We start from the raw sequence: 19,166 nt of genomic DNA on the forward strand, positions 1-19,166 counted from the left end.
TCATAAGGAATTCATTGTGAAAAAAGCATTATTTTCAGCGCTGGCAGTGAGTACGCTGTTTGCGCTTTTCGGGTGTAACAACCGTTCTGAAACGCAGGTTTTGCAGCCAGCGCAGAATGAAGAGTTAAAGCCAATGCAGCAGAGCTGGCGGGGCGTATTGCCTTGCGCGGATTGCGAAGGCATTGAAACGTCACTGTTCCTGCAAAAAGACGGTACCTGGGTGATGAACCAGCGCTATCAGGGCGCGAAAGAACCCTCTTCATTTGCGACTTACGGGACATGGGCGCGTACGGCTGAGAAGCTGGTGCTGACGGATACCTCCGGTGACAAAACCTGGTTCCGCCCTAAAGGCGAGAACATGGAAATGCTCGACCGGGAAGGCAATCCGATTGAATCCCAGTTCAACTACACGCTGACACCGGTGAAAGCGGCGCTGCCTGCCACGCCGATGGCGATGCGGGGGATGTATTTCTATATGGCGGATGCGGCGATCTTTACCGACTGCGCTACCGGTAAGAAAGTCAGCGTGGCAAACAATGCACAACTTGAACGTGATTACGCCGTGGCGCGCGGCAATGACAGCAAGCCGATATTGTTGACGGTTGACGGCCACTTTACGCTGGAGCCAAACCCGGATAGCGGGGAGATGGTGAAAACGCTGGTGGCAGATAAAGACGTGAAATTTATTGCGGGCAAAGACTGTAGCAGCAAATAAGCTTACGTTGAGCCATTAAAAAACCCCGCCTGAGCGGGGTTTTTTGTTTAGCCTTTGATGGCTTTCACCAGGTAATCAAGAATATCGCCGGTCTTGATCATCTGTTTTTCGCCGCTGCGACGGTATTTGTATTCAATCTCATCGCTGTCGAGGTTACGGTCGCCAATGACGACGGTGTGCGGGATACCGATCAGTTCCATATCGGCAAACATCACGCCCGGACGCTCTTTACGGTCATCCATCAGCACTTCAATACCCTGAGCGCGCAGCTCGGCGTACAGCTTCTCGGCCAGCTCCTGCACGCGGTAAGATTTGTGCATGTTCATTGGCAGAATAGCCACCTGGAACGGCGCAATGTTGTCCGGCCAGACGATGCCGCGCTCGTCGTAGTTCTGCTCGATGGCCGCAGCCACCACGCGCGTCACCCCGATACCGTAGCAGCCCATGGTCAGGATCTGGTTACGGCCATCTTCACCCTGAACGGCGGCGTTCAGCGCGCGAGAGTATTTATCACCCAGCTGGAAGATGTGGCCAACTTCGATGCCGCGCTTAATCATCAGGGTACCCTGACCATCCGGGCTTGGATCGCCTGCAACCACGTTACGGATGTCAGCCACTTCTGGCGTCGCCACGTCGCGATCCCAGTTGATGCCGAAGTAATGTTTACCGTCGATGTTCGCACCTGCAGAGAAGTCGCTCATTGCAGCAACCGTGCGGTCAATAACAACCGGCACAGGCAGGTTGACTGGACCCAGTGAACCTGGACCCGCATTCACTACGGCACGGATTTCCGCTTCCGTTGCGAACGTCAGCGGGCTGGCTACCTGCGGCAGCTTCTCGGCTTTTACTTCGTTCAGTTCATGATCGCCACGCACCAGCAGGGCAACCAGCGGGTAAGCGCTGCCTTCGGTGGATTTCACCAGCAGCGTTTTCACTGTTTTTTCGATCGGCAGACTGAACTGCTCAACCAGCTCGGCGATGGTTTTCGCGTTTGGTGTATCAACCAGCGTCATCTCTTGCGTGGCCGCGCCGCGTGGTTCTTTTGGTGCCAGCGCTTCTGCAAATTCGATGTTCGCCGCGTAGTCTGAAGAGTCAGAGAAGATCACATCGTCTTCACCGCTCTGTGCCAGTACCTGAAACTCATGGGACGCGCTGCCGCCGATGGAGCCGGTATCAGCCTGCACAGCACGGAAATCCAGACCCATGCGAGAGAAAATTTTGCTGTAAGCCTCGTACATTTTGTCGTAGGTCTCTTGCAGCGATTCCTGTGACGTATGGAAAGAGTAGGCATCTTTCATCAGGAATTCACGAGAGCGCATCACGCCGAAACGTGGGCGCACTTCGTCACGGAACTTGGTCTGGATCTGGAAGAAGTTCAGCGGCAGCTGTTTGTAAGAGCTCAGCTCATTACGAATCAGGTCTGTGATCACTTCTTCATGCGTTGGGCCGAGAACGAACGGACGCTCGCCGCGATCGACGAAGCGCAGCAGTTCTGGGCCATATTGCTCCCAACGGCCGCTCTCCTGCCACAGGTCAGCGGGCTGAACCACGGGCATGGACACCTCGATAGCACCGGCGTTGTTCATCTCTTCACGCACGATGTTTTCGACTTTTTTCAGGACGCGCACGCCGGTCGGCAGCCAGGTGTATAACCCGGAGGCCAGCTTGCGGATCATCCCGGCGCGCAGCATCAGCTGATGGCTGATCACTTCGGCGTCGGCAGGCGTCTCCTTCAGAGTGGAGAGCAGATATTGGCTAGTACGCATGTTGTTACGGTTCCATTTCGACGATTGGAACAGGCTGAAACACCAGCCTGACACAAAAAAAGTGGTTTAGTTTACCAGTGTGGCAAAGATGCCAAAAGAGAGGAGAACAAAATTACCTGGGTTCAAGGGCAAACACTTCGAAACCTGCCCCGGTGACGCGCCAGCGCACGTTAAAATCCAGCAGCCAGACGGCGTACGTTTTTCCCGCTTCCTCTTCTTTACGGTAGGCCGGACGGGGGTCCTGTGCCAGAACTTCAGTGATGAAATCCCGTAAGCGAGGATAGCGTTTCTCCAGTTGACCAAGCTGCGCGGTTATCTCAGGCGTAAAATAAACAGGCATATCCGCCTGCGGTGCGTCCTGAGCATAGCTTGCACGCGCGTCCGGGAGGGCTTCGGCGAAGGGCAAATAGGGTTTGATGTCGATAACCGGCGTGCCGTCGACCAGGTCCAGACTGCCCAGCTCAAGTATGACCTGTTCCTTCTGGCAACGTATGCCCTTCAGTTCAACCAGCGACATCCCGATCGGATTTGGACGGAAGGTCGAGCGAGTCGCAAACACGCCCATTCTCGCATTTCCGCCCAGGCGCGGGGGACGCACGGTGGGACGCCAGCCGCCTTCCATTGTCTGGTGAAAGACAAATACCACCCATAAGTGGCTGAACGCCTCAAGCCCGCGTACTGCATCGGCCTGGTTATAAGGCGCCTGAAGATGAAGCTCGCCGCTGCCGCTGGTGACCAGACCAGGCTGGCGGGGTACGGCAAACTTCTCTTTATACGGAGAGTGGATAACGCCTATCTGCTCAAAATGAAATGCACTCATTTCGCCGTGATGTTCAGCGCAGAACCGATGCAAACCGCCTGACGGTAGCAGCCCGGCGTGCCGCTGGTGACTTCGCAGCTGTGCAGCAGCACCGCGTTAGCTTTCATTTTTGCGGCGTTAATCTGCATACGTTTGCGCGCTGTCGGGATATTCGGTGGAGAGTCCTGATTGGTTGCCTGACAGGATTCACCGCTCACTTCACCCAGTTCACGGAACGGTTTGCCGACCAGTTCGTCAGCTTTGGTGATAATGCGAACCGGCGCAGGGCGAACCACTTTCGGTTTCGCAGGCTCAGTTTTTGGCGGGGTTGCCGTGCTTTGAACAGGTTCAACAGGAGATCTGCTTAGCATAGAACAGCCGCTCAGCATGAGTGCTAAAAGACAGATCGGTAAAGCACGCATAATAATTCCTCAATGGATAATCAAAACGTCAGATATTGAATCAGGTGACTGCACAAATGACAAGACGGGCATAAGCCCGTCCTGATGATATTACACTGAGGTGAGATTACCAGCCTTTAACAGCGCCGCCGTTAAACACTTTGTTGGCTTCCTGGTAAACTTCATCAGACTGATAGGCCTGAACGAACTTCTTCACGTTTTCCGCGTCTTTGTTATCTTCGCGAGTCACGATCAGGTTAACGTACGGGGAGTCTTTATCTTCAACGAAGATACCGTCTTTTGCTGGCGTCAGGCCAATCTGGCTGGCGTAAGTGGTGTTGATAACGGCCAGGGCAATCTGTGCATCGTCCAAAGAACGCGGCAGCTGCGGTGCTTCCAGTTCAACAATTTTCAGATTTTTCGGGTTCTCGGTGACGTCCAGAACGGTTGGCAGCAGGCCAACACCGTCTTTCAGTTTGATCAGGCCCACTTTCTGCAGCAGCAGCAGGGAACGACCGAGGTTGGTTGGATCGTTAGGTACGGCAACCTGAGAGCCCGGCTGCAGTTCGTCCAGCGATTTAATTTTCTTAGAGTAACCGGCAATCGGGTAAACGAAGGTGTTACCCACACCCACCAGTTTATAACCGCGATCTTTGATCTGCTGATCCAGGTATGGCTTATGCTGGAAGGCGTTGGCGTCGATATCGCCCTTGCTCAGCGCTTCGTTCGGCAGAACGTAATCATTGAAGGTCACCAGCTCAACGTCCAGACCATATTTCTCTTTCGCCACTTTCTGAGCAACTTCAGCAACCTGCTGTTCGGCACCCACGATAACGCCCACCTTAATGTGGTTTGGATCTTTTTCGTCCTGACCGCAACCCACCAGTGCCAGAGAGCCAATCAGCGCGCCTACTGCTGCAAGGGTCTTTAATTTAAACGCCATGTTTTATCCTTAACTCGTCGAGTTTGTGTTGTGTGTAACGTTATTTGTGAGTAACGGTCCGGACGATGCGATCGCCGGAGAACTGGATTAAGTAAACCAGAACAACCAGCAATACCAGAACGGTATTCATCACGGTAGCGTTATATCCAATATAGCCGTACTGGTAACCAATCTGTCCTAAACCGCCAGCACCAACTGCACCGCCCATTGCGGAATAACCGACCAGCGTGATGAGCGTGATGGTTGCCGCGTTCACCAGGCCCGGCAGTGCTTCAGGCAGCAGAACCTTGCGGACGATCTGCATCGGTGTGGCACCCATCGCGCGGGAAGCTTCGATTAAACCGGTTGGGATCTCCAGCAGGGCGTTTTCCACCATACGGGCGATAAACGGCGCTGCGCCTACGGTCAGCGGAACGATAGCCGCCTGCAGACCGATAGAGGTTCCGACGATCACGCGGGTAAATGGAATCATCCACACCAGCAGAATAATGAACGGGATAGAACGGAAGATGTTCACCAGCGCAGAGAGCGTACGGTAAAGTTTCGCATTCTCAATGATTTGACCCGGACGCGTCACGTACAGCAGTACGCCCACCGGCAGGCCAATTACAAAACCAAAGAAACCCGATACGAAGGTCATTGCCAGCGTTTCCCAAACGCCGCGAACCAGCAGCCACATCATCGGCTCAGACATAACCCAGTACCTCTACTTTTACGTGGTGTTCTTGCAGCCAGGCGATTGCTGCCTGGGTTTCTTCATGGGTGCCGTGCATTTCCGTCAGCATGATGCCGAACTTCACGCCACCGGCGTAATCCATCTGCGCGCTAATAATGTTGTTGTTCACGTTAAAGCGACGCGCAGTTTCGGAAAGAAGGGGAGCGTCAACGGACTGACCGGTAAACTCCATGCGCAGCATCGGGACGCTGTCTGCTGTGGATTCGGTTTTCAAACGCTCCAGATAATCTTCCGGAATATCCAGATGCAGCGTGGACTGAATGAACTGCTGCGCAAGCGGCGTCTTCGGATGGGAGAACACTTCGCTTACCGTATCCTGCTCGATCAGCTCGCCGTTGCTGATGACCGCCACGCAGTCGCAGATGCGTTTCACCACGTCCATCTCGTGCGTAATAAGAAGGATCGTCAGGCCCAGGCGACGGTTAATGTCTTTCAGCAGTTCCAGAATAGAACGGGTGGTGGCCGGATCCAGCGCGCTGGTGGCTTCGTCGCACAGTAGTACTTTTGGGTTGCTGGCCAGCGCGCGGGCAATGGCGACACGCTGCTTCTGCCCACCGGACAGATTTGCCGGGTAGCTATCATGCTTATCGCCCAGACCCACGAGGTCGAGCAGTTCGGTAACGCGACGCTTCACTTCTTCTTTCGGCGTGTTATCCAGCTCCAGCGGCAAGGCGACGTTGCCGAACACGGTGCGGGACGCCAGAAGGTTAAAGTGCTGGAAGATCATGCCGATCTGACGACGCGCTTTGGTGAGTTCTTTTTCTGAAAGGGCGGTAAGTTCCTGACCGCCAACTTCTACGCTGCCCTGGGTTGGGCGCTCAAGCAGGTTAACACAACGGATCAGCGTGCTTTTACCTGCACCCGATGCGCCAATGACGCCATAAATTTGACCAGCAGGAACATGCAGGCTGACGTTGTTCAGCGCCTGAATGGTTCGGTTCCCCTGCTGGAACACTTTGGTGATATTGGAAAGTTTAATCATTAGATTATTTTTATCGTATGTAAGTTAGCCGTGGTATTTTCTTCTGCCAGATACGGGTGATGACCGTAAACAAAACGGATGTTAAGGCATCCAGACGTCTAAATCAATCCAACTCTGTACGATGAGCACTTTATTGCGCTGCGATTCATGAGATACTAGCTCAACAGGCCTTTTTCAGGAGCAAACCGGTGGCAAAATCAGTACCCGCAATTTTTCTCGATCGTGATGGCACTATTAATGTGGATCACGGTTATGTGCATGAGATCGATGAGTTCGAATTTATCGACGGCGTTATAGAGGCAATGCGCCAGCTGAAAGAGATGGGCTATGCGCTGGTGGTGGTCACCAATCAGTCTGGTATTGCGCGCGGTAAATTCACTGAAGCACAGTTCGAGACGCTGACCGAATGGATGGACTGGTCGCTGGCCGATCGCGGCGTGGATCTCGACGGCATCTACTATTGTCCGCATCACCCGCAGGGTACGGTAGAAGAGTATCGCCAGACCTGTGACTGCCGTAAACCGCATCCGGGGATGTTCATCTCTGCGCAGGAGTTTCTGCACATTGATATGTCTGCTTCTTATATGGTGGGCGATAAACTGGAAGATATGCAGGCAGCAACAGCAGCGGGTGTAGGGACCAAAATATTAGTTCGCACCGGTAAGCCAGTGACGCCAGAAGCGGAAAATGCAGCGGATTGGGTGATTAATAGCCTGGCTGAGCTGCCGAATGAGATAAAAAAGCATCAAAAATAGCCTTTCTGGCGAAAAGGTGAGCGGTCGAAATAAAAATGTATATTTCCCCTTGTCATTCCTCGGCAGCTCCCTATAATGCGCCTCCATCGACACGGCGGATGTGAATCACTTCACACAACAAGCGGTTCGGTTGAAGAGAAAAAATCCTGAAATAACGGGTTGACTCTGAAAGAGGAAAGCGTAATATACGCCACCTCGCAACGGTGAGCGAAAGCCGCGTTGCACTGCTCTTTAACAATTTATCAGACAATCTGTGTGGGCACTCAAAGTGACATGGATTCTTAACGTCGCAAGACGAAAAATGAATACCAAGTCTCTGAGTGAACATACGTAATTCATTACGAAGTTTAATTCACGAGCATCAAACTTAAATTGAAGAGTTTGATCATGGCTCAGATTGAACGCTGGCGGCAGGCCTAACACATGCAAGTCGAACGGTAGCACAGAGAGCTTGCTCTCGGGTGACGAGTGGCGGACGGGTGAGTAATGTCTGGGAAACTGCCTGATGGAGGGGGATAACTACTGGAAACGGTAGCTAATACCGCATAACGTCGCAAGACCAAAGAGGGGGACCTTCGGGCCTCTTGCCATCAGATGTGCCCAGATGGGATTAGCTAGTAGGTGGGGTAACGGCTCACCTAGGCGACGATCCCTAGCTGGTCTGAGAGGATGACCAGCCACACTGGAACTGAGACACGGTCCAGACTCCTACGGGAGGCAGCAGTGGGGAATATTGCACAATGGGCGCAAGCCTGATGCAGCCATGCCGCGTGTATGAAGAAGGCCTTCGGGTTGTAAAGTACTTTCAGCGGGGAGGAAGGCGATAAGGTTAATAACCTTGTCGATTGACGTTACCCGCAGAAGAAGCACCGGCTAACTCCGTGCCAGCAGCCGCGGTAATACGGAGGGTGCAAGCGTTAATCGGAATTACTGGGCGTAAAGCGCACGCAGGCGGTCTGTCAAGTCGGATGTGAAATCCCCGGGCTCAACCTGGGAACTGCATTCGAAACTGGCAGGCTAGAGTCTTGTAGAGGGGGGTAGAATTCCAGGTGTAGCGGTGAAATGCGTAGAGATCTGGAGGAATACCGGTGGCGAAGGCGGCCCCCTGGACAAAGACTGACGCTCAGGTGCGAAAGCGTGGGGAGCAAACAGGATTAGATACCCTGGTAGTCCACGCCGTAAACGATGTCGACTTGGAGGTTGTGCCCTTGAGGCGTGGCTTCCGGAGCTAACGCGTTAAGTCGACCGCCTGGGGAGTACGGCCGCAAGGTTAAAACTCAAATGAATTGACGGGGGCCCGCACAAGCGGTGGAGCATGTGGTTTAATTCGATGCAACGCGAAGAACCTTACCTACTCTTGACATCCAGAGAACTTTCCAGAGATGGATTGGTGCCTTCGGGAACTCTGAGACAGGTGCTGCATGGCTGTCGTCAGCTCGTGTTGTGAAATGTTGGGTTAAGTCCCGCAACGAGCGCAACCCTTATCCTTTGTTGCCAGCGGTCCGGCCGGGAACTCAAAGGAGACTGCCAGTGATAAACTGGAGGAAGGTGGGGATGACGTCAAGTCATCATGGCCCTTACGAGTAGGGCTACACACGTGCTACAATGGCGCATACAAAGAGAAGCGACCTCGCGAGAGCAAGCGGACCTCATAAAGTGCGTCGTAGTCCGGATTGGAGTCTGCAACTCGACTCCATGAAGTCGGAATCGCTAGTAATCGTGGATCAGAATGCCACGGTGAATACGTTCCCGGGCCTTGTACACACCGCCCGTCACACCATGGGAGTGGGTTGCAAAAGAAGTAGGTAGCTTAACCTTCGGGAGGGCGCTTACCACTTTGTGATTCATGACTGGGGTGAAGTCGTAACAAGGTAACCGTAGGGGAACCTGCGGTTGGATCACCTCCTTACCTTAAAGAACCTGCCTTTGCAGTGCTCACACAGATTGTCTGATGAAAAACAGCAGTAAAAATCTCTGCAGGCTTGTAGCTCAGGTGGTTAGAGCGCACCCCTGATAAGGGTGAGGTCGGTGGTTCAAGTCCACTCAGGCCTACCAAATTTTCCCTGATACTGCGTTGCGGCAACGCTCACATACTGATGTATGCTTCGCGTTTCCACGCCTTGTCTCAGGAAAAATTACCGGTACAGAGGTTTGTAATACGATGGGGCTATAGCTCAGCTGGGAGAGCGCCTGCTTTGCACGCAGGAGGTCTGCGGTTCGATCCCGCATAGCTCCACCATCCTTTACTGCGAACACAAGAAAACTTCAGAGTGAACCTGAAAAGGTGCACTGCGAAGTTTTGCTCTTTAAAAATCTGGATCAAGCTGAAAATTGAAACGACACACAGTTAATGTGTGTTCGAGTCTCTCAAATTTTCGCAATCAGAAGTGAAACATCTTCGGGTTGTGAGGTTAAGCGACTAAGCGTACACGGTGGATGCCCTGGCAGTCAGAGGCGATGAAGGACGTGCTAATCTGCGAAAAGCGCCGGCGAGGTGATATGAACCTTTGACCCGGCGATGTCCGAATGGGGAAACCCAGTGCAATCCGTTGCACTATCGTTAACTGAATACATAGGTTAACGAGGCGAACCGGGGGAACTGAAACATCTAAGTACCCCGAGGAAAAGAAATCAACCGAGATTCCCCCAGTAGCGGCGAGCGAACGGGGAGCAGCCCGGAGTCTGAATCAGCTTGTGTGTTAGTGGAAGCGTCTGGAAAGTCGCACGGTACAGGGTGACAGTCCCGTACACGAAAATGCACAGGTTGTGAACTCGAAGAGTAGGGCGGGACACGTGGTATCCTGTCTGAATATGGGGGGACCATCCTCCAAGGCTAAATACTCCTGACTGACCGATAGTGAACCAGTACCGTGAGGGAAAGGCGAAAAGAACCCCGGCGAGGGGAGTGAAAAAGAACCTGAAACCGTGTACGTACAAGCAGTGGGAGCACCTTCGTGGTGTGACTGCGTACCTTTTGTATAATGGGTCAGCGACTTATATTCTGTAGCAAGGTTAACCGTATAGGGGAGCCGAAGGGAAACCGAGTCTTAACTGGGCGTTAAGTTGCAGGGTATAGACCCGAAACCCGGTGATCTAGCCATGGGCAGGTTGAAGGTTGGGTAACACTAACTGGAGGACCGAACCGACTAATGTTGAAAAATTAGCGGATGACCTGTGGCTGGGGGTGAAAGGCCAATCAAACCGGGAGATAGCTGGTTCTCCCCGAAAGCTATTTAGGTAGCGCCTCGTGAACTCATCTTCGGGGGTAGAGCACTGTTTCGGCTAGGGGGCCATCCCGGCTTACCAACCCGATGCAAACTACGAATACCGAAGAATGTTATCACGGGAGACACACGGCGGGTGCTAACGTCCGTCGTGAAGAGGGAAACAACCCAGACCGCCAGCTAAGGTCCCAAAGTCATGGTTAAGTGGGAAACGATGTGGGAAGGCACAGACAGCCAGGATGTTGGCTTAGAAGCAGCCATCATTTAAAGAAAGCGTAATAGCTCACTGGTCGAGTCGGCCTGCGCGGAAGATGTAACGGGGCTAAACCATGCACCGAAGCTGCGGCAGCGACGCTTATGCGTTGTTGGGTAGGGGAGCGTTCTGTAAGCCGTTGAAGGTGGCCTGTGAGGGCTGCTGGAGGTATCAGAAGTGCGAATGCTGACATAAGTAACGATAAAGCGGGTGAAAAGCCCGCTCGCCGGAAGACCAAGGGTTCCTGTCCAACGTTAATCGGGGCAGGGTGAGTCGACCCCTAAGGCGAGGCCGAAAGGCGTAGTCGATGGGAAACAGGTTAATATTCCTGTACTTGGTGTTACTGCGAAGGGGGGACGGAGAAGGCTATGTCAGCCGGGCGACGGTTGTCCCGGTTTAAGCGTGTAGGTGTGTGTTCCAGGCAAATCCGGTTCACTTTAACACTGAGGCGTGATGACGAGGCACTACGGTGCTGAAGTGATAAATGCCCTGCTTCCAGGAAAAGCCTCTAAGCATCAGGTAACACGAAATCGTACCCCAAACCGACACAGGTGGTCAGGTAGAGAATACCAAGGCGCTTGAGAGAACTCGGGTGAAGGAACTAGGCAAAATGGTGCCGTAACTTCGGGAGAAGGCACGCTGATATGTAGGTGAAGCCCCTGCGGGCGGAGCTGAAATCAGTCGAAGATACCAGCTGGCTGCAACTGTTTATTAAAAACACAGCACTGTGCAAACACGAAAGTGGACGTATACGGTGTGACGCCTGCCCGGTGCCGGAAGGTTAATTGATGGGGTTAGCGGCAACGCGAAGCTCTTGATCGAAGCCCCGGTAAACGGCGGCCGTAACTATAACGGTCCTAAGGTAGCGAAATTCCTTGTCGGGTAAGTTCCGACCTGCACGAATGGCGTAATGATGGCCAGGCTGTCTCCACCCGAGACTCAGTGAAATTGAACTCGCTGTGAAGATGCAGTGTACCCGCGGCAAGACGGAAAGACCCCGTGAACCTTTACTATAGCTTGACACTGAACACTGGTCCTTGATGTGTAGGATAGGTGGGAGGCTTTGAAGCGTGGACGCCAGTCTGCGTGGAGCCGTCCTTGAAATACCACCCTTTAATGGCTGGTGTTCTAACGTGGACCCGTAATCCGGGTTGCGGACAGTGTCTGGTGGGTAGTTTGACTGGGGCGGTCTCCTCCCAAAGAGTAACGGAGGAGCACGAAGGTTAGCTAATCCTGGTCGGACATCAGGAGGTTAGTGCAATGGCATAAGCTAGCTTGACTGCGAGAGTGACGGCTCGAGCAGGTGCGAAAGCAGGTCATAGTGATCCGGTGGTTCTGAATGGAAGGGCCATCGCTCAACGGATAAAAGGTACTCCGGGGATAACAGGCTGATACCGCCCAAGAGTTCATATCGACGGCGGTGTTTGGCACCTCGATGTCGGCTCATCACATCCTGGGGCTGAAGTAGGTCCCAAGGGTATGGCTGTTCGCCATTTAAAGTGGTACGCGAGCTGGGTTTAGAACGTCGTGAGACAGTTCGGTCCCTATCTGCCGTGGGCGCTGGAGAATTGAGGGGGGCTGCTCCTAGTACGAGAGGACCGGAGTGGACGCATCACTGGTGTTCGGGTTGTCATGCCAATGGCACTGCCCGGTAGCTAAATGCGGAAGAGATAAGTGCTGAAAGCATCTAAGCACGAAACTTGCCCCGAGATGAGTTCTCCCTGAGACTTTAAGTCTCCTGAAGGAACGTTGAAGACGACGACGTTGATAGGTCGGGTGTGTAAGCGCAGCGATGCGTTGAGCTAACCGATACTAATGAACCGTGAGGCTTAACCTTACAACGCCGAAGGTGTTTTGGCGGAAGAGACAGAACAATCAATATTCAGCCTTGATACAGATTAAACAGAATTTGCCTGGCGGCTTTAGCGCGGTGGTCCCACCTGACCCCATGCCGAACTCAGAAGTGAAACGCCGTAGCGCCGATGGTAGTGTGGGGTCTCCCCATGTGAGAGTAGGGAACTGCCAGGCATCAAATTTAGTAGTAAGCCGGTGCATTAATCCGGTGGTTACAAGCAGTCTTCGGTGGAGCGGTAGTTCAGTCGGTTAGAATACCTGCCTGTCACGCAGGGGGTCGCGGGTTCGAGTCCCGTCCGTTCCGCCACTTATTAAAAGCCCTGAGCTAACGCTCAGGGCTTTTTTCTTATCTATCGTTTAATTATTGCTAAATTAGCAAAAATCCTCTGCATTTTGCGATCTTTTTCTCCATAACAGCGCCAGCGATAATCTTCCTCACTTTACGAACATAATGATTGAGGAATAGGAATAGTATGACTCTCCCTGCATTTGGTCTGGGCACCTTCCGCCTGAAAGACGACGTTGTTATCGCATCAGTTAAAACCGCTCTTGAACTTGGCTATCGCGCAATTGATACGGCACAGATCTATGAAAACGAAGCTGCTGTTGGACAAGCTCTCGAAGAGAGCGGTGTACCGCGCAATGAGCTGTTCATCACCACCAAAATCTGGATAGAAAATCTCAGCAAAGACAAGCTCATCCCAAGCCTGATAGAGAGCCTGAAGAAACTGCGCACCGATTATGTCGATCTGACGTTAATTCACTGGCCATCGCCGAACGATGCCGTTTCAGTGGAGGAGTTCATGCAGGCGCTGCTGGAAGCGAAAAAGCAGGGCTTAACCCGCGAAATTGGGATCTCGAACTTCACCATTCCGCTGATGGAAAAGGCGATTGCCGCTGTTGGCGCTGAGAATATTGCGACCAACCAGATTGAGCTGTCTCCATACCTGCAAAACCGCAAAGTCGTTGACTGGGCAAAACAGCATGGGATCCACATCACCTCATACATGACGCTGGCCTACGGTAAGGCACTGAAAGATGAAGTGATTACGCGTATCGCAGAGAAACATAACGCCACTGCTGCGCAGGTTATTCTGGCATGGGCAATGGGTGAAGGCTATGCCGTGATCCCATCATCAACTAAGCGTGAAAACCTGGCCAGCAACCTGCTAGCGCTCGATCTTCATCTGGATGACGATGACAAAAAAGCGATCGCAGCCCTGGAGTGCAACGATCGCCTGGTAAGCCCGGAAGGTTTAGCTCCTGACTGGGATTAAGTTTGACCCACCCTCTGTAATCTGAACCCTCACACAGCTCCTCCGGGAGCTGTTTTTATATGCTCGCTCAGAAAATCAATAAAGGCACGAATGCGCGTACTCACCGCTCTGTCGCTGTAATACACTGCGCTAAAAGGCATCTCTACCGGCAGACGTTTATCGGCCATCAGCTCTACCAGTTCACCCCGCGCTATCTCCTTATCAATCATATAGTCTGACAGGCAGGCGATCCCATTTCCTTCCAGGCAAAGCTGCTTCAGCGTTTCTCCGCTGTTAGACGATAATCCGCAGGTAATTTCATGAAGCTGACCATCGTGACAGGCAACAGGCCAGGTGTTCAGCGACACCGGTTCCGTAAAGCCCAGGCACAGGTGCTGCTTCAGTTCTTCAACCGTCTCCGGTTTACCATGTTCAGCAATATACTGTGGCGACGCGATAATTTTGCGGTAGCTGGCAAATAGCGGACGGGCCCGCAGGCTGGAATCCGTTAGCGTTCCTGCGCGAATAGCTACATCCACTTTTCGCTCGATGAGGTTAATAAACGTCTCGGACGAGACCAGAGAAAGCGTCATCTCCGGATAGCGTTCACGGAAAGGTTTGATTAGCGGCATCAGGAAATGAAGCACAACCGGCGTGGCCGCATCAATGCGCAGCAATCCACGCGGCGTGCTGCGGGTTTCCATAATCTCCGTCTCCGCTGCGGCCATCTCCTGCAGCACCGACTGCACGCGGCGGAAATAACGTTCTCCTTCTTCCGTCAGGCTCAGCTGCCGCGTCGTTCGGTTGAGCAGACTCACGCCAAGCTTCATCTCCAGCTTTTTCACTGAACGGCTAATGGCCGAGTTAGCCTGTCCCAACTGCTCGGCTGCGCGGCTAAAGCTGCCGCTTTCGACGACGGCGACAAAGATTGTCAGCTCTTCCGACGTTGCTTTCATTGTTGCACCATCCGCAAAATTCTATTGATATTTTGACCATTTTTGTTATTTAAACACTGACGCATACTGCCTGTCATCTTAATCCTGATGATACGGAGTATTTTATGCCACTGGCGCTACTTGCCCTGACGATCAGTGCCTTTGCAATTGGCACGACCGAATTTGTTATCGTGGGACTGGTTCCCACCATCGCTAACCAGCTTGCGATCTCGCTACCCTCAGCCGGGTTACTGGTGTCTATCTACGCCCTTGGTGTTGCCGTCGGCGCGCCGGTGCTGACGGCCCTGACCGGACGTTTTCCGCGTAAGCAGCTGTTAGTTGCGCTGATGGTGCTGTTTACCGCCGGCAACATTCTGGCCTGGCAGGCGCCGGACTACACTACGCTGGTGATTGCCCGTCTGCTGACCGGCCTGGCACACGGTGTGTTCTTCTCGATTGGTTCCACCATTGCAACCAGCCTGGTTCCCAAAGAGAAAGCGGCCTCGGCTATCGCAATCATGTTCGGTGGGTTGACCGTCGCACTGGTCACGGGCGTACCGTTGGGAACGTTTATCGGACAGCATTTCGGTTGGCGTGAAACGTTCCTGGCCGTCTCCTTACTGGGTGTTATTGCCCTCGTGGCTAGCCTGCTGCTGGTACCGTCGAATATCCCGGGCCGGGCAAGCGCAAGCCTGAGCGATCAGTTGAAGGTGCTTACCCATCCGCGTTTGCTGATCATCTACGCGGTCACGGCTCTGGGCTATGGTGGCGTATTCACCGCCTTCACCTTCCTGGCACCAATGATGCAGGACCTGGCGGGCTTCTCCCCCAATGCCGTGAGCTGGATTTTGCTGGGATACGGCATTTCTGTGGCCATTGGCAATATCTGGGGCGGCAAGCTTGCGGATAAGCATGGTGCGGTACCGGCGCTGAAGTTTATCTTCGCCGCCCTGGTCGTTCTGCTGATGATTTTCCAGTTCACGGCTTCAATGCAATACGCCGCGCTGATCACCGTACTGGTCATGGGGATCTTCGCCTTCGGTAATGTGCCCGGGCTTCAGGTTTACGTTGTCCAGAAAGCCGAACTCTATACGCCAAATGCGGTGGATGTTGCATCGGGTCTGAATATTGCCGCTTTCAATATCGGTATCGCGCTGGGCTCCATTATCGGCGGACAAACCGTCGAACACTTCGGATTAACCCAGACCCCATGGATTGGCGCGGTGATTGTCCTGGTGGCCTTCCTGCTGATTGGCCTGAGTGGACGCCTCGATAAGCCAGCCCGCGTCGCGCTGGGATAACATCAGTAAGTGCTTGCTTACAAAACTGGAAAGCGGTTTCTCAGAAATTGCGTTGAAAGTGTGACCTAAAGTCCCTATAACATTAGAACCAGTCCGTTTTCAGGGCTGGTTCATGTTACAGGGGTTGTTTCCAAAAGTGCGAAAAAATACCTATGCCATGCGTTATGTTGCCGGAATGCCCGCGGAGAGGATCTTGCCTCCGGGGTCGTTTGCGAGCATAAGCCAGGCATTACCCGCCGGCACACCGTTAAGCAGCGATGATAAAATCCGGGTGCTGGTCTGGAATATCTTCAAGCAGCAGCGTGCTGAGTGGTTATCGGTACTCAAAAATTTTGGAAAAGATGCCCATCTGGTTTTGCTCCAGGAGGCGCAAACTACCCCTGAACTGGTACGGTTTGCCACCACTAACTACCTTGCCGCCGATCAGGTGCCGGCATTTGTCCTGCCGCAGCATCCCTCTGGCGTAATGACGCTTTCTGCTGCACATCCGGTCTACTGTTGCCCGCTCCGCGAGCGCGAACCTATCCTGCGTCTGGCAAAATCAGCCCTGGTGACGGTCTACCCGCTGCCGGATACCCGTATGCTGATGGTCGTGAATATCCACGCGGTAAACTTTAGCCTGGGCGTGGATGTCTACAGTAAGCAGTTACTTCCGATTGGCGATCAAATTGCCCATCACAGCGGCCCCATCATTATGGCAGGCGATTTTAACGCCTGGAGCCGTCCGCGCATGAATGCGCTGTATCGCTTTGCGCGCGAAATGTCGCTGCGTGAAGTTCGTTTTAGCGACGATCAGCGCAAAAAAGCGTTCGGTCGTCCTCTCGATTTTGTCTTCTATCGCGGTTTGAACGTGCACGACGCCTCTGTTCTGGTGACGCGCGCTTCGGATCACAACCCTCTACTAGTTGAATTCAGTCCCGGCAAACCTGATAAATAACGGTGTGTCAGGTCTGCCGTGGGGCAGGCCTGCGCGGGTGCTGCCCTTTTATTTTTAACCAACAAAGGACAGTACGATGACAACGACACACTCCCATCATGACAACGTAGAAAAACAGTTTGGTTCTCAGGCAAGTGCCTATCTGAGCAGCGCCGTGCATGCCTCAGGACGCGATCTGGTGCGTCTCGGTGAACGCCTGGCGGCGTTCCCTCAGGCCCACGTGCTGGATTTGGGCTGTGGGGCAGGGCACGCCAGCTTCACGGCTGCGCAGCAGGTGGCCCGCGTTACCGCGTATGATTTATCCAGCCAGATGCTGGACGTTGTTGCCGAGGCGGCGAAAGCGAAGGGGCTGGACAATATTGATACGCGCCAGGGCTATGCCGAATCCTTACCTTTTGATGATGCGTCGTTTGAGGTGGTTATCAGCCGTTACTCCGCGCACCACTGGCATGATGTCGGCCTGGCATTACGCGAAGTCAAACGTGTTCTTAAGCCGGGTGGCATCTTCATTATTATGGATGTGATGTCCCCTGGACATCCGGTGCGCAATATCTGGCTGCAGACGGTCGAAGCGCTGCGCGATACCTCCCACGTGCAAAACTACGCCAGCGGGGAGTGGTTATCGTTTATCACTGAAGCCGGGCTGATTGCGCGCTCGTTAATAACAGACCGTTTACCGCTGGAGTTCAGCTCGTGGATCGCGCGTATGCGTACCCCGGAAGCGTTAAGCCAGGCGATCAGGCTGTATCAGGAGAGTGCGTCCGCAGAGGTAAAGGCATACTTTGAACTGCAGGACGATGGCTCGTTTACCAGCGATACCATCATGGCTGAAGCGCAAAAAGCGGGATAAGCAAAAAGGCACCGAGGGGAATCGGTGCCTTTTTATCTTTCGAACGTGCTATCAGGAGTCTGGCGTGGCGCTGTTCTTCACAAACAGCGTCAGCTGGTCGCCCGGTTTCAGATTGTCAGTATCATTATTCCAGCGCATCACATCTTTGATGTTCACGCCGTGTCGTTTTGCGATACTGGACAGTGAATCGCCTTTGCGCACGCGATAGGTAATGCTATCGCTGTTGCTGGCGAGACGCTGTGCGCTGCTACCTGCACCCACGGTCAAAGTCTGACCCACTTTCAGCCCTGAACTACGCAGATTATTCCACTGCTGCAGATCTTTCGCCGTCACGCCAAGACGTGAAGCAATGCCTGAAAGCGTATCACCTGAACGCACCTTATAGCTGCGGCTGCTAACGGATGAGGCATCGGCGATCAGCGTTGACTGAACGGCGGCAATCTCACCCGATGCTAAAGACTCACGTAACTGCGCAGCATGTTTCTGCGGAACCATTACATACTGCGGGCCGCTTGCCCCCAGCGTCGAGCCTTTAACGCCTGCATTAAAGGTTTTCAATTTACTTACCGACATACCCGTCATATCAGCAACCTGTTGGATATCAACCGGATTGCTGAGGCGAACGCGCGCCAGTGCACGACTTTCGTCTGGTGTTGGCAGTTGTACACCGTAACGCTTGCTGTTCTTGAGAATATCGCTCAAGGCCAGCATCTTCGGTACGTAAATCTTCGTTTCCTGTGGCAGTGAGAGCGACCAAAAATCGGTGGATTTACCCCGTGCTTTATTCGCTTTCATTGCCTTCAGTACACGACCTTCGCCACTGTTATACGCTGCGACCGTTAACAGCCAGTCGCCGTCAAACATCTTGTTCAGACGTTGCATCATGTCGAGAGCGGCTGTCGTTGAAGCGACAACATCACGACGCGCATCATAGTTGCGGGTCTGTTTCAGACCATAGTTTCGCCCGGTGCTCGGAATGATCTGCCAAATACCTGCGGCATTGGCGCCAGACGTCGCGTGTGGGTCAAAAGCGCTCTCCACTATGGGTAGGAGTACCAGCTCCATAGGCATGTTACGTTTTTTAACTTGCCCGGCTATCCAGTACATATACGGCTCTGCCCGTAACGTTACATCGTGGAGATAGCTCTTATTTCTTAAATACTTCTGTTTCTGTTCGCGAATCCGGCTGTTTTCCGGAATTCCCATCTTTAGCTCGTCGCCAATAGAGGTCCACAAGTCTTGCTCCTGCGCGAAAGATGTCCCATCGTCCATCCAGCGCGCCGAACTTGTAAACTTCCCTGCTTCCCCTTGACCAGCTGCAGAAAGGCTCTGTGCGTGCTGTTGTACGTTGCTGCCGTTCTGCGACTGGCAACCTACAAGCAGGACAGAGGCGAGTAATATCGCTTTTGCCTTCATGTGTGTGTCAATAGTTGCTTAAAAGACGAGCGATGATAACGGC

The 19,166-nt window shown here is 53.3% G+C and carries 14 protein-coding genes, 3 tRNA genes and 3 rRNA genes; 12 read left to right on the forward strand and 8 right to left on the reverse strand.

The window, feature by feature from the left end:
• Positions 1-16 precede the first annotated feature (16 nt).
• Positions 17-715 (forward strand): envelope stress response activation lipoprotein NlpE, encoded by a 699-nt coding sequence (nlpE, locus tag V1603_RS07355; protein WP_116344004.1) that lies wholly within the window; start codon positions 17-19, stop codon positions 713-715.
• Positions 716-762: 47 nt separating this feature from the next.
• Here the strand turns inward: nlpE and proS are convergent, their stop codons facing one another.
• The 6 genes from proS to metN form a co-directional block, all read right to left on the reverse strand.
• On the reverse strand, positions 763-2,481 hold the full coding sequence (gene proS, locus V1603_RS07360) for a proline--tRNA ligase (RefSeq protein ID WP_163330364.1): 1,719 nt from the start codon (positions 2,479-2,481) through the stop codon (positions 763-765).
• 112 nt (positions 2,482-2,593) lie between these two features.
• Positions 2,594-3,301 carry a tRNA (N6-threonylcarbamoyladenosine(37)-N6)-methyltransferase TrmO gene (gene tsaA, locus V1603_RS07365; protein WP_116344005.1) on the reverse strand — a complete coding sequence of 236 codons (708 nt, stop codon included), beginning with the start codon at positions 3,299-3,301 and terminating at the stop codon, positions 2,594-2,596.
• Positions 3,298-3,702 (reverse strand): Rcs stress response system protein RcsF, encoded by a 405-nt coding sequence (rcsF, locus tag V1603_RS07370; RefSeq protein ID WP_008501883.1) that lies wholly within the window; start codon positions 3,700-3,702, stop codon positions 3,298-3,300. Before rcsF ends, tsaA begins: the two co-directional genes overlap by 4 nt.
• Positions 3,703-3,808: 106 nt before the next feature.
• Positions 3,809-4,624 carry a methionine ABC transporter substrate-binding lipoprotein MetQ gene (metQ, locus tag V1603_RS07375; protein WP_116344006.1) on the reverse strand — a complete coding sequence of 272 codons (816 nt, stop codon included), beginning with the start codon at positions 4,622-4,624 and terminating at the stop codon, positions 3,809-3,811.
• Between the two features lie 40 nt (positions 4,625-4,664).
• A complete protein-coding gene (locus tag V1603_RS07380; RefSeq protein WP_014168730.1) occupies positions 4,665-5,318 on the reverse strand; it encodes a methionine ABC transporter permease MetI in 654 nt (217 codons plus the stop codon).
• Positions 5,311-6,342 (reverse strand): methionine ABC transporter ATP-binding protein MetN, encoded by a 1,032-nt coding sequence (metN, locus tag V1603_RS07385; RefSeq protein WP_163330366.1) that lies wholly within the window; start codon positions 6,340-6,342, stop codon positions 5,311-5,313. The genes V1603_RS07380 and metN overlap by 8 nt, the downstream gene beginning before the upstream one ends.
• A gap of 188 nt (positions 6,343-6,530) precedes the next feature.
• Here metN and gmhB point away from each other — a divergent pair, with 188 nt between their 5' ends.
• From gmhB to dkgB, 8 genes are all read left to right on the forward strand, one after another.
• A complete protein-coding gene (gene gmhB, locus V1603_RS07390) occupies positions 6,531-7,097 on the forward strand; it encodes a D-glycero-beta-D-manno-heptose 1,7-bisphosphate 7-phosphatase (RefSeq protein ID WP_163330367.1) in 567 nt (188 codons plus the stop codon).
• Positions 7,098-7,466: 369 nt separating this feature from the next.
• Positions 7,467-9,006 (forward strand): 16S ribosomal RNA (locus V1603_RS07395).
• Between the two features lie 69 nt (positions 9,007-9,075).
• A tRNA-Ile gene (locus V1603_RS07400) sits at positions 9,076-9,152 on the forward strand.
• A gap of 108 nt (positions 9,153-9,260) precedes the next feature.
• Positions 9,261-9,336 (forward strand) — tRNA-Ala (locus V1603_RS07405).
• Positions 9,337-9,506: 170 nt separating this feature from the next.
• Positions 9,507-12,411, forward strand: a 23S ribosomal RNA gene (locus V1603_RS07410).
• A gap of 75 nt (positions 12,412-12,486) precedes the next feature.
• Positions 12,487-12,602: ribosomal RNA gene (gene rrf / locus V1603_RS07415) — 5S ribosomal RNA — on the forward strand.
• Together the 16S, 23S and 5S rRNA genes with 3 tRNA genes alongside form the textbook arrangement of a ribosomal RNA operon.
• 56 nt (positions 12,603-12,658) lie before the next feature.
• Positions 12,659-12,735, forward strand: a tRNA-Asp gene (locus tag V1603_RS07420).
• Between the two features lie 166 nt (positions 12,736-12,901).
• Positions 12,902-13,705 carry a 2,5-didehydrogluconate reductase DkgB gene (gene dkgB / locus V1603_RS07425; protein WP_395313700.1) on the forward strand — a complete coding sequence of 268 codons (804 nt, stop codon included), beginning with the start codon at positions 12,902-12,904 and terminating at the stop codon, positions 13,703-13,705.
• 29 nt (positions 13,706-13,734) lie between these two features.
• Here dkgB and yafC read toward each other — a convergent pair whose 3' ends face one another.
• Entirely contained in the window at positions 13,735-14,640 is a 906-nt protein-coding gene (yafC, locus tag V1603_RS07430) for a DNA-binding transcriptional regulator YafC (RefSeq protein ID WP_028015603.1), read from the reverse strand.
• Between the two features lie 104 nt (positions 14,641-14,744).
• Between yafC and V1603_RS07435 the strand changes: the two genes are divergently transcribed.
• From V1603_RS07435 to V1603_RS07445, 3 genes are all read left to right on the forward strand, one after another.
• The gene (locus V1603_RS07435) at positions 14,745-15,920 is read left to right on the forward strand and encodes an MFS transporter (protein ID WP_116344030.1); all 1,176 of its coding nucleotides are present in this window, start codon (positions 14,745-14,747) and stop codon (positions 15,918-15,920) included.
• A 136-nt stretch (positions 15,921-16,056) separates the two neighbouring features.
• A complete protein-coding gene (locus V1603_RS07440) occupies positions 16,057-16,857 on the forward strand; it encodes an endonuclease/exonuclease/phosphatase family protein (protein ID WP_061099701.1) in 801 nt (266 codons plus the stop codon).
• Positions 16,858-16,933: 76 nt separating this feature from the next.
• Positions 16,934-17,707, forward strand: a complete 774-nt coding sequence (locus V1603_RS07445; RefSeq protein ID WP_302221081.1) for a class I SAM-dependent methyltransferase — start codon at positions 16,934-16,936, stop codon at positions 17,705-17,707.
• 51 nt (positions 17,708-17,758) lie between these two features.
• Here V1603_RS07445 and mltD read toward each other — a convergent pair whose 3' ends face one another.
• Complete coding sequence (mltD, locus tag V1603_RS07450; protein ID WP_028015607.1) at positions 17,759-19,123, reverse strand: murein transglycosylase D; 1,365 nt, start codon at positions 19,121-19,123, stop codon at positions 17,759-17,761.
• Between the last annotated feature and the right edge of the window lie 43 nt (positions 19,124-19,166).

It is taken from the genome of Enterobacter sp. ECC-219 (assembly GCF_043966805.1).
Lineage (GTDB): Bacteria > Pseudomonadota > Gammaproteobacteria > Enterobacterales > Enterobacteriaceae > Enterobacter > Enterobacter cloacae_N.

Excerpts from the sequence above, each read along its gene's own strand:
- proS (WP_163330364.1), bottom strand. The coding sequence starts at position 2,481 with ATGCGTACTAGCCAATATCTGCTCTCCACTCTGAAGGAGACGCCTGCC.
- tsaA (WP_116344005.1), bottom strand. The coding sequence starts at position 3,301 with ATGAGTGCATTTCATTTTGAGCAGATAGGCGTTATCCACTCTCCGTAT.
- rcsF (WP_008501883.1), bottom strand. The coding sequence starts at position 3,702 with ATGCGTGCTTTACCGATCTGTCTTTTAGCACTCATGCTGAGCGGCTGT.
- metQ (WP_116344006.1), bottom strand. The coding sequence starts at position 4,624 with ATGGCGTTTAAATTAAAGACCCTTGCAGCAGTAGGCGCGCTGATTGGC.
- V1603_RS07380 (WP_014168730.1), bottom strand. The coding sequence starts at position 5,318 with ATGTCTGAGCCGATGATGTGGCTGCTGGTTCGCGGCGTTTGGGAAACG.
- metN (WP_163330366.1), bottom strand. The coding sequence starts at position 6,342 with ATGATTAAACTTTCCAATATCACCAAAGTGTTCCAGCAGGGGAACCGA.
- dkgB (WP_395313700.1), top strand. The coding sequence starts at position 12,902 with ATGACTCTCCCTGCATTTGGTCTGGGCACCTTCCGCCTGAAAGACGAC.
- yafC (WP_028015603.1), bottom strand. The coding sequence starts at position 14,640 with ATGAAAGCAACGTCGGAAGAGCTGACAATCTTTGTCGCCGTCGTCGAA.
- V1603_RS07435 (WP_116344030.1), top strand. The coding sequence starts at position 14,745 with ATGCCACTGGCGCTACTTGCCCTGACGATCAGTGCCTTTGCAATTGGC.
- V1603_RS07445 (WP_302221081.1), top strand. The coding sequence starts at position 16,934 with ATGACAACGACACACTCCCATCATGACAACGTAGAAAAACAGTTTGGT.
- mltD (WP_028015607.1), bottom strand. The coding sequence starts at position 19,123 with ATGAAGGCAAAAGCGATATTACTCGCCTCTGTCCTGCTTGTAGGTTGC.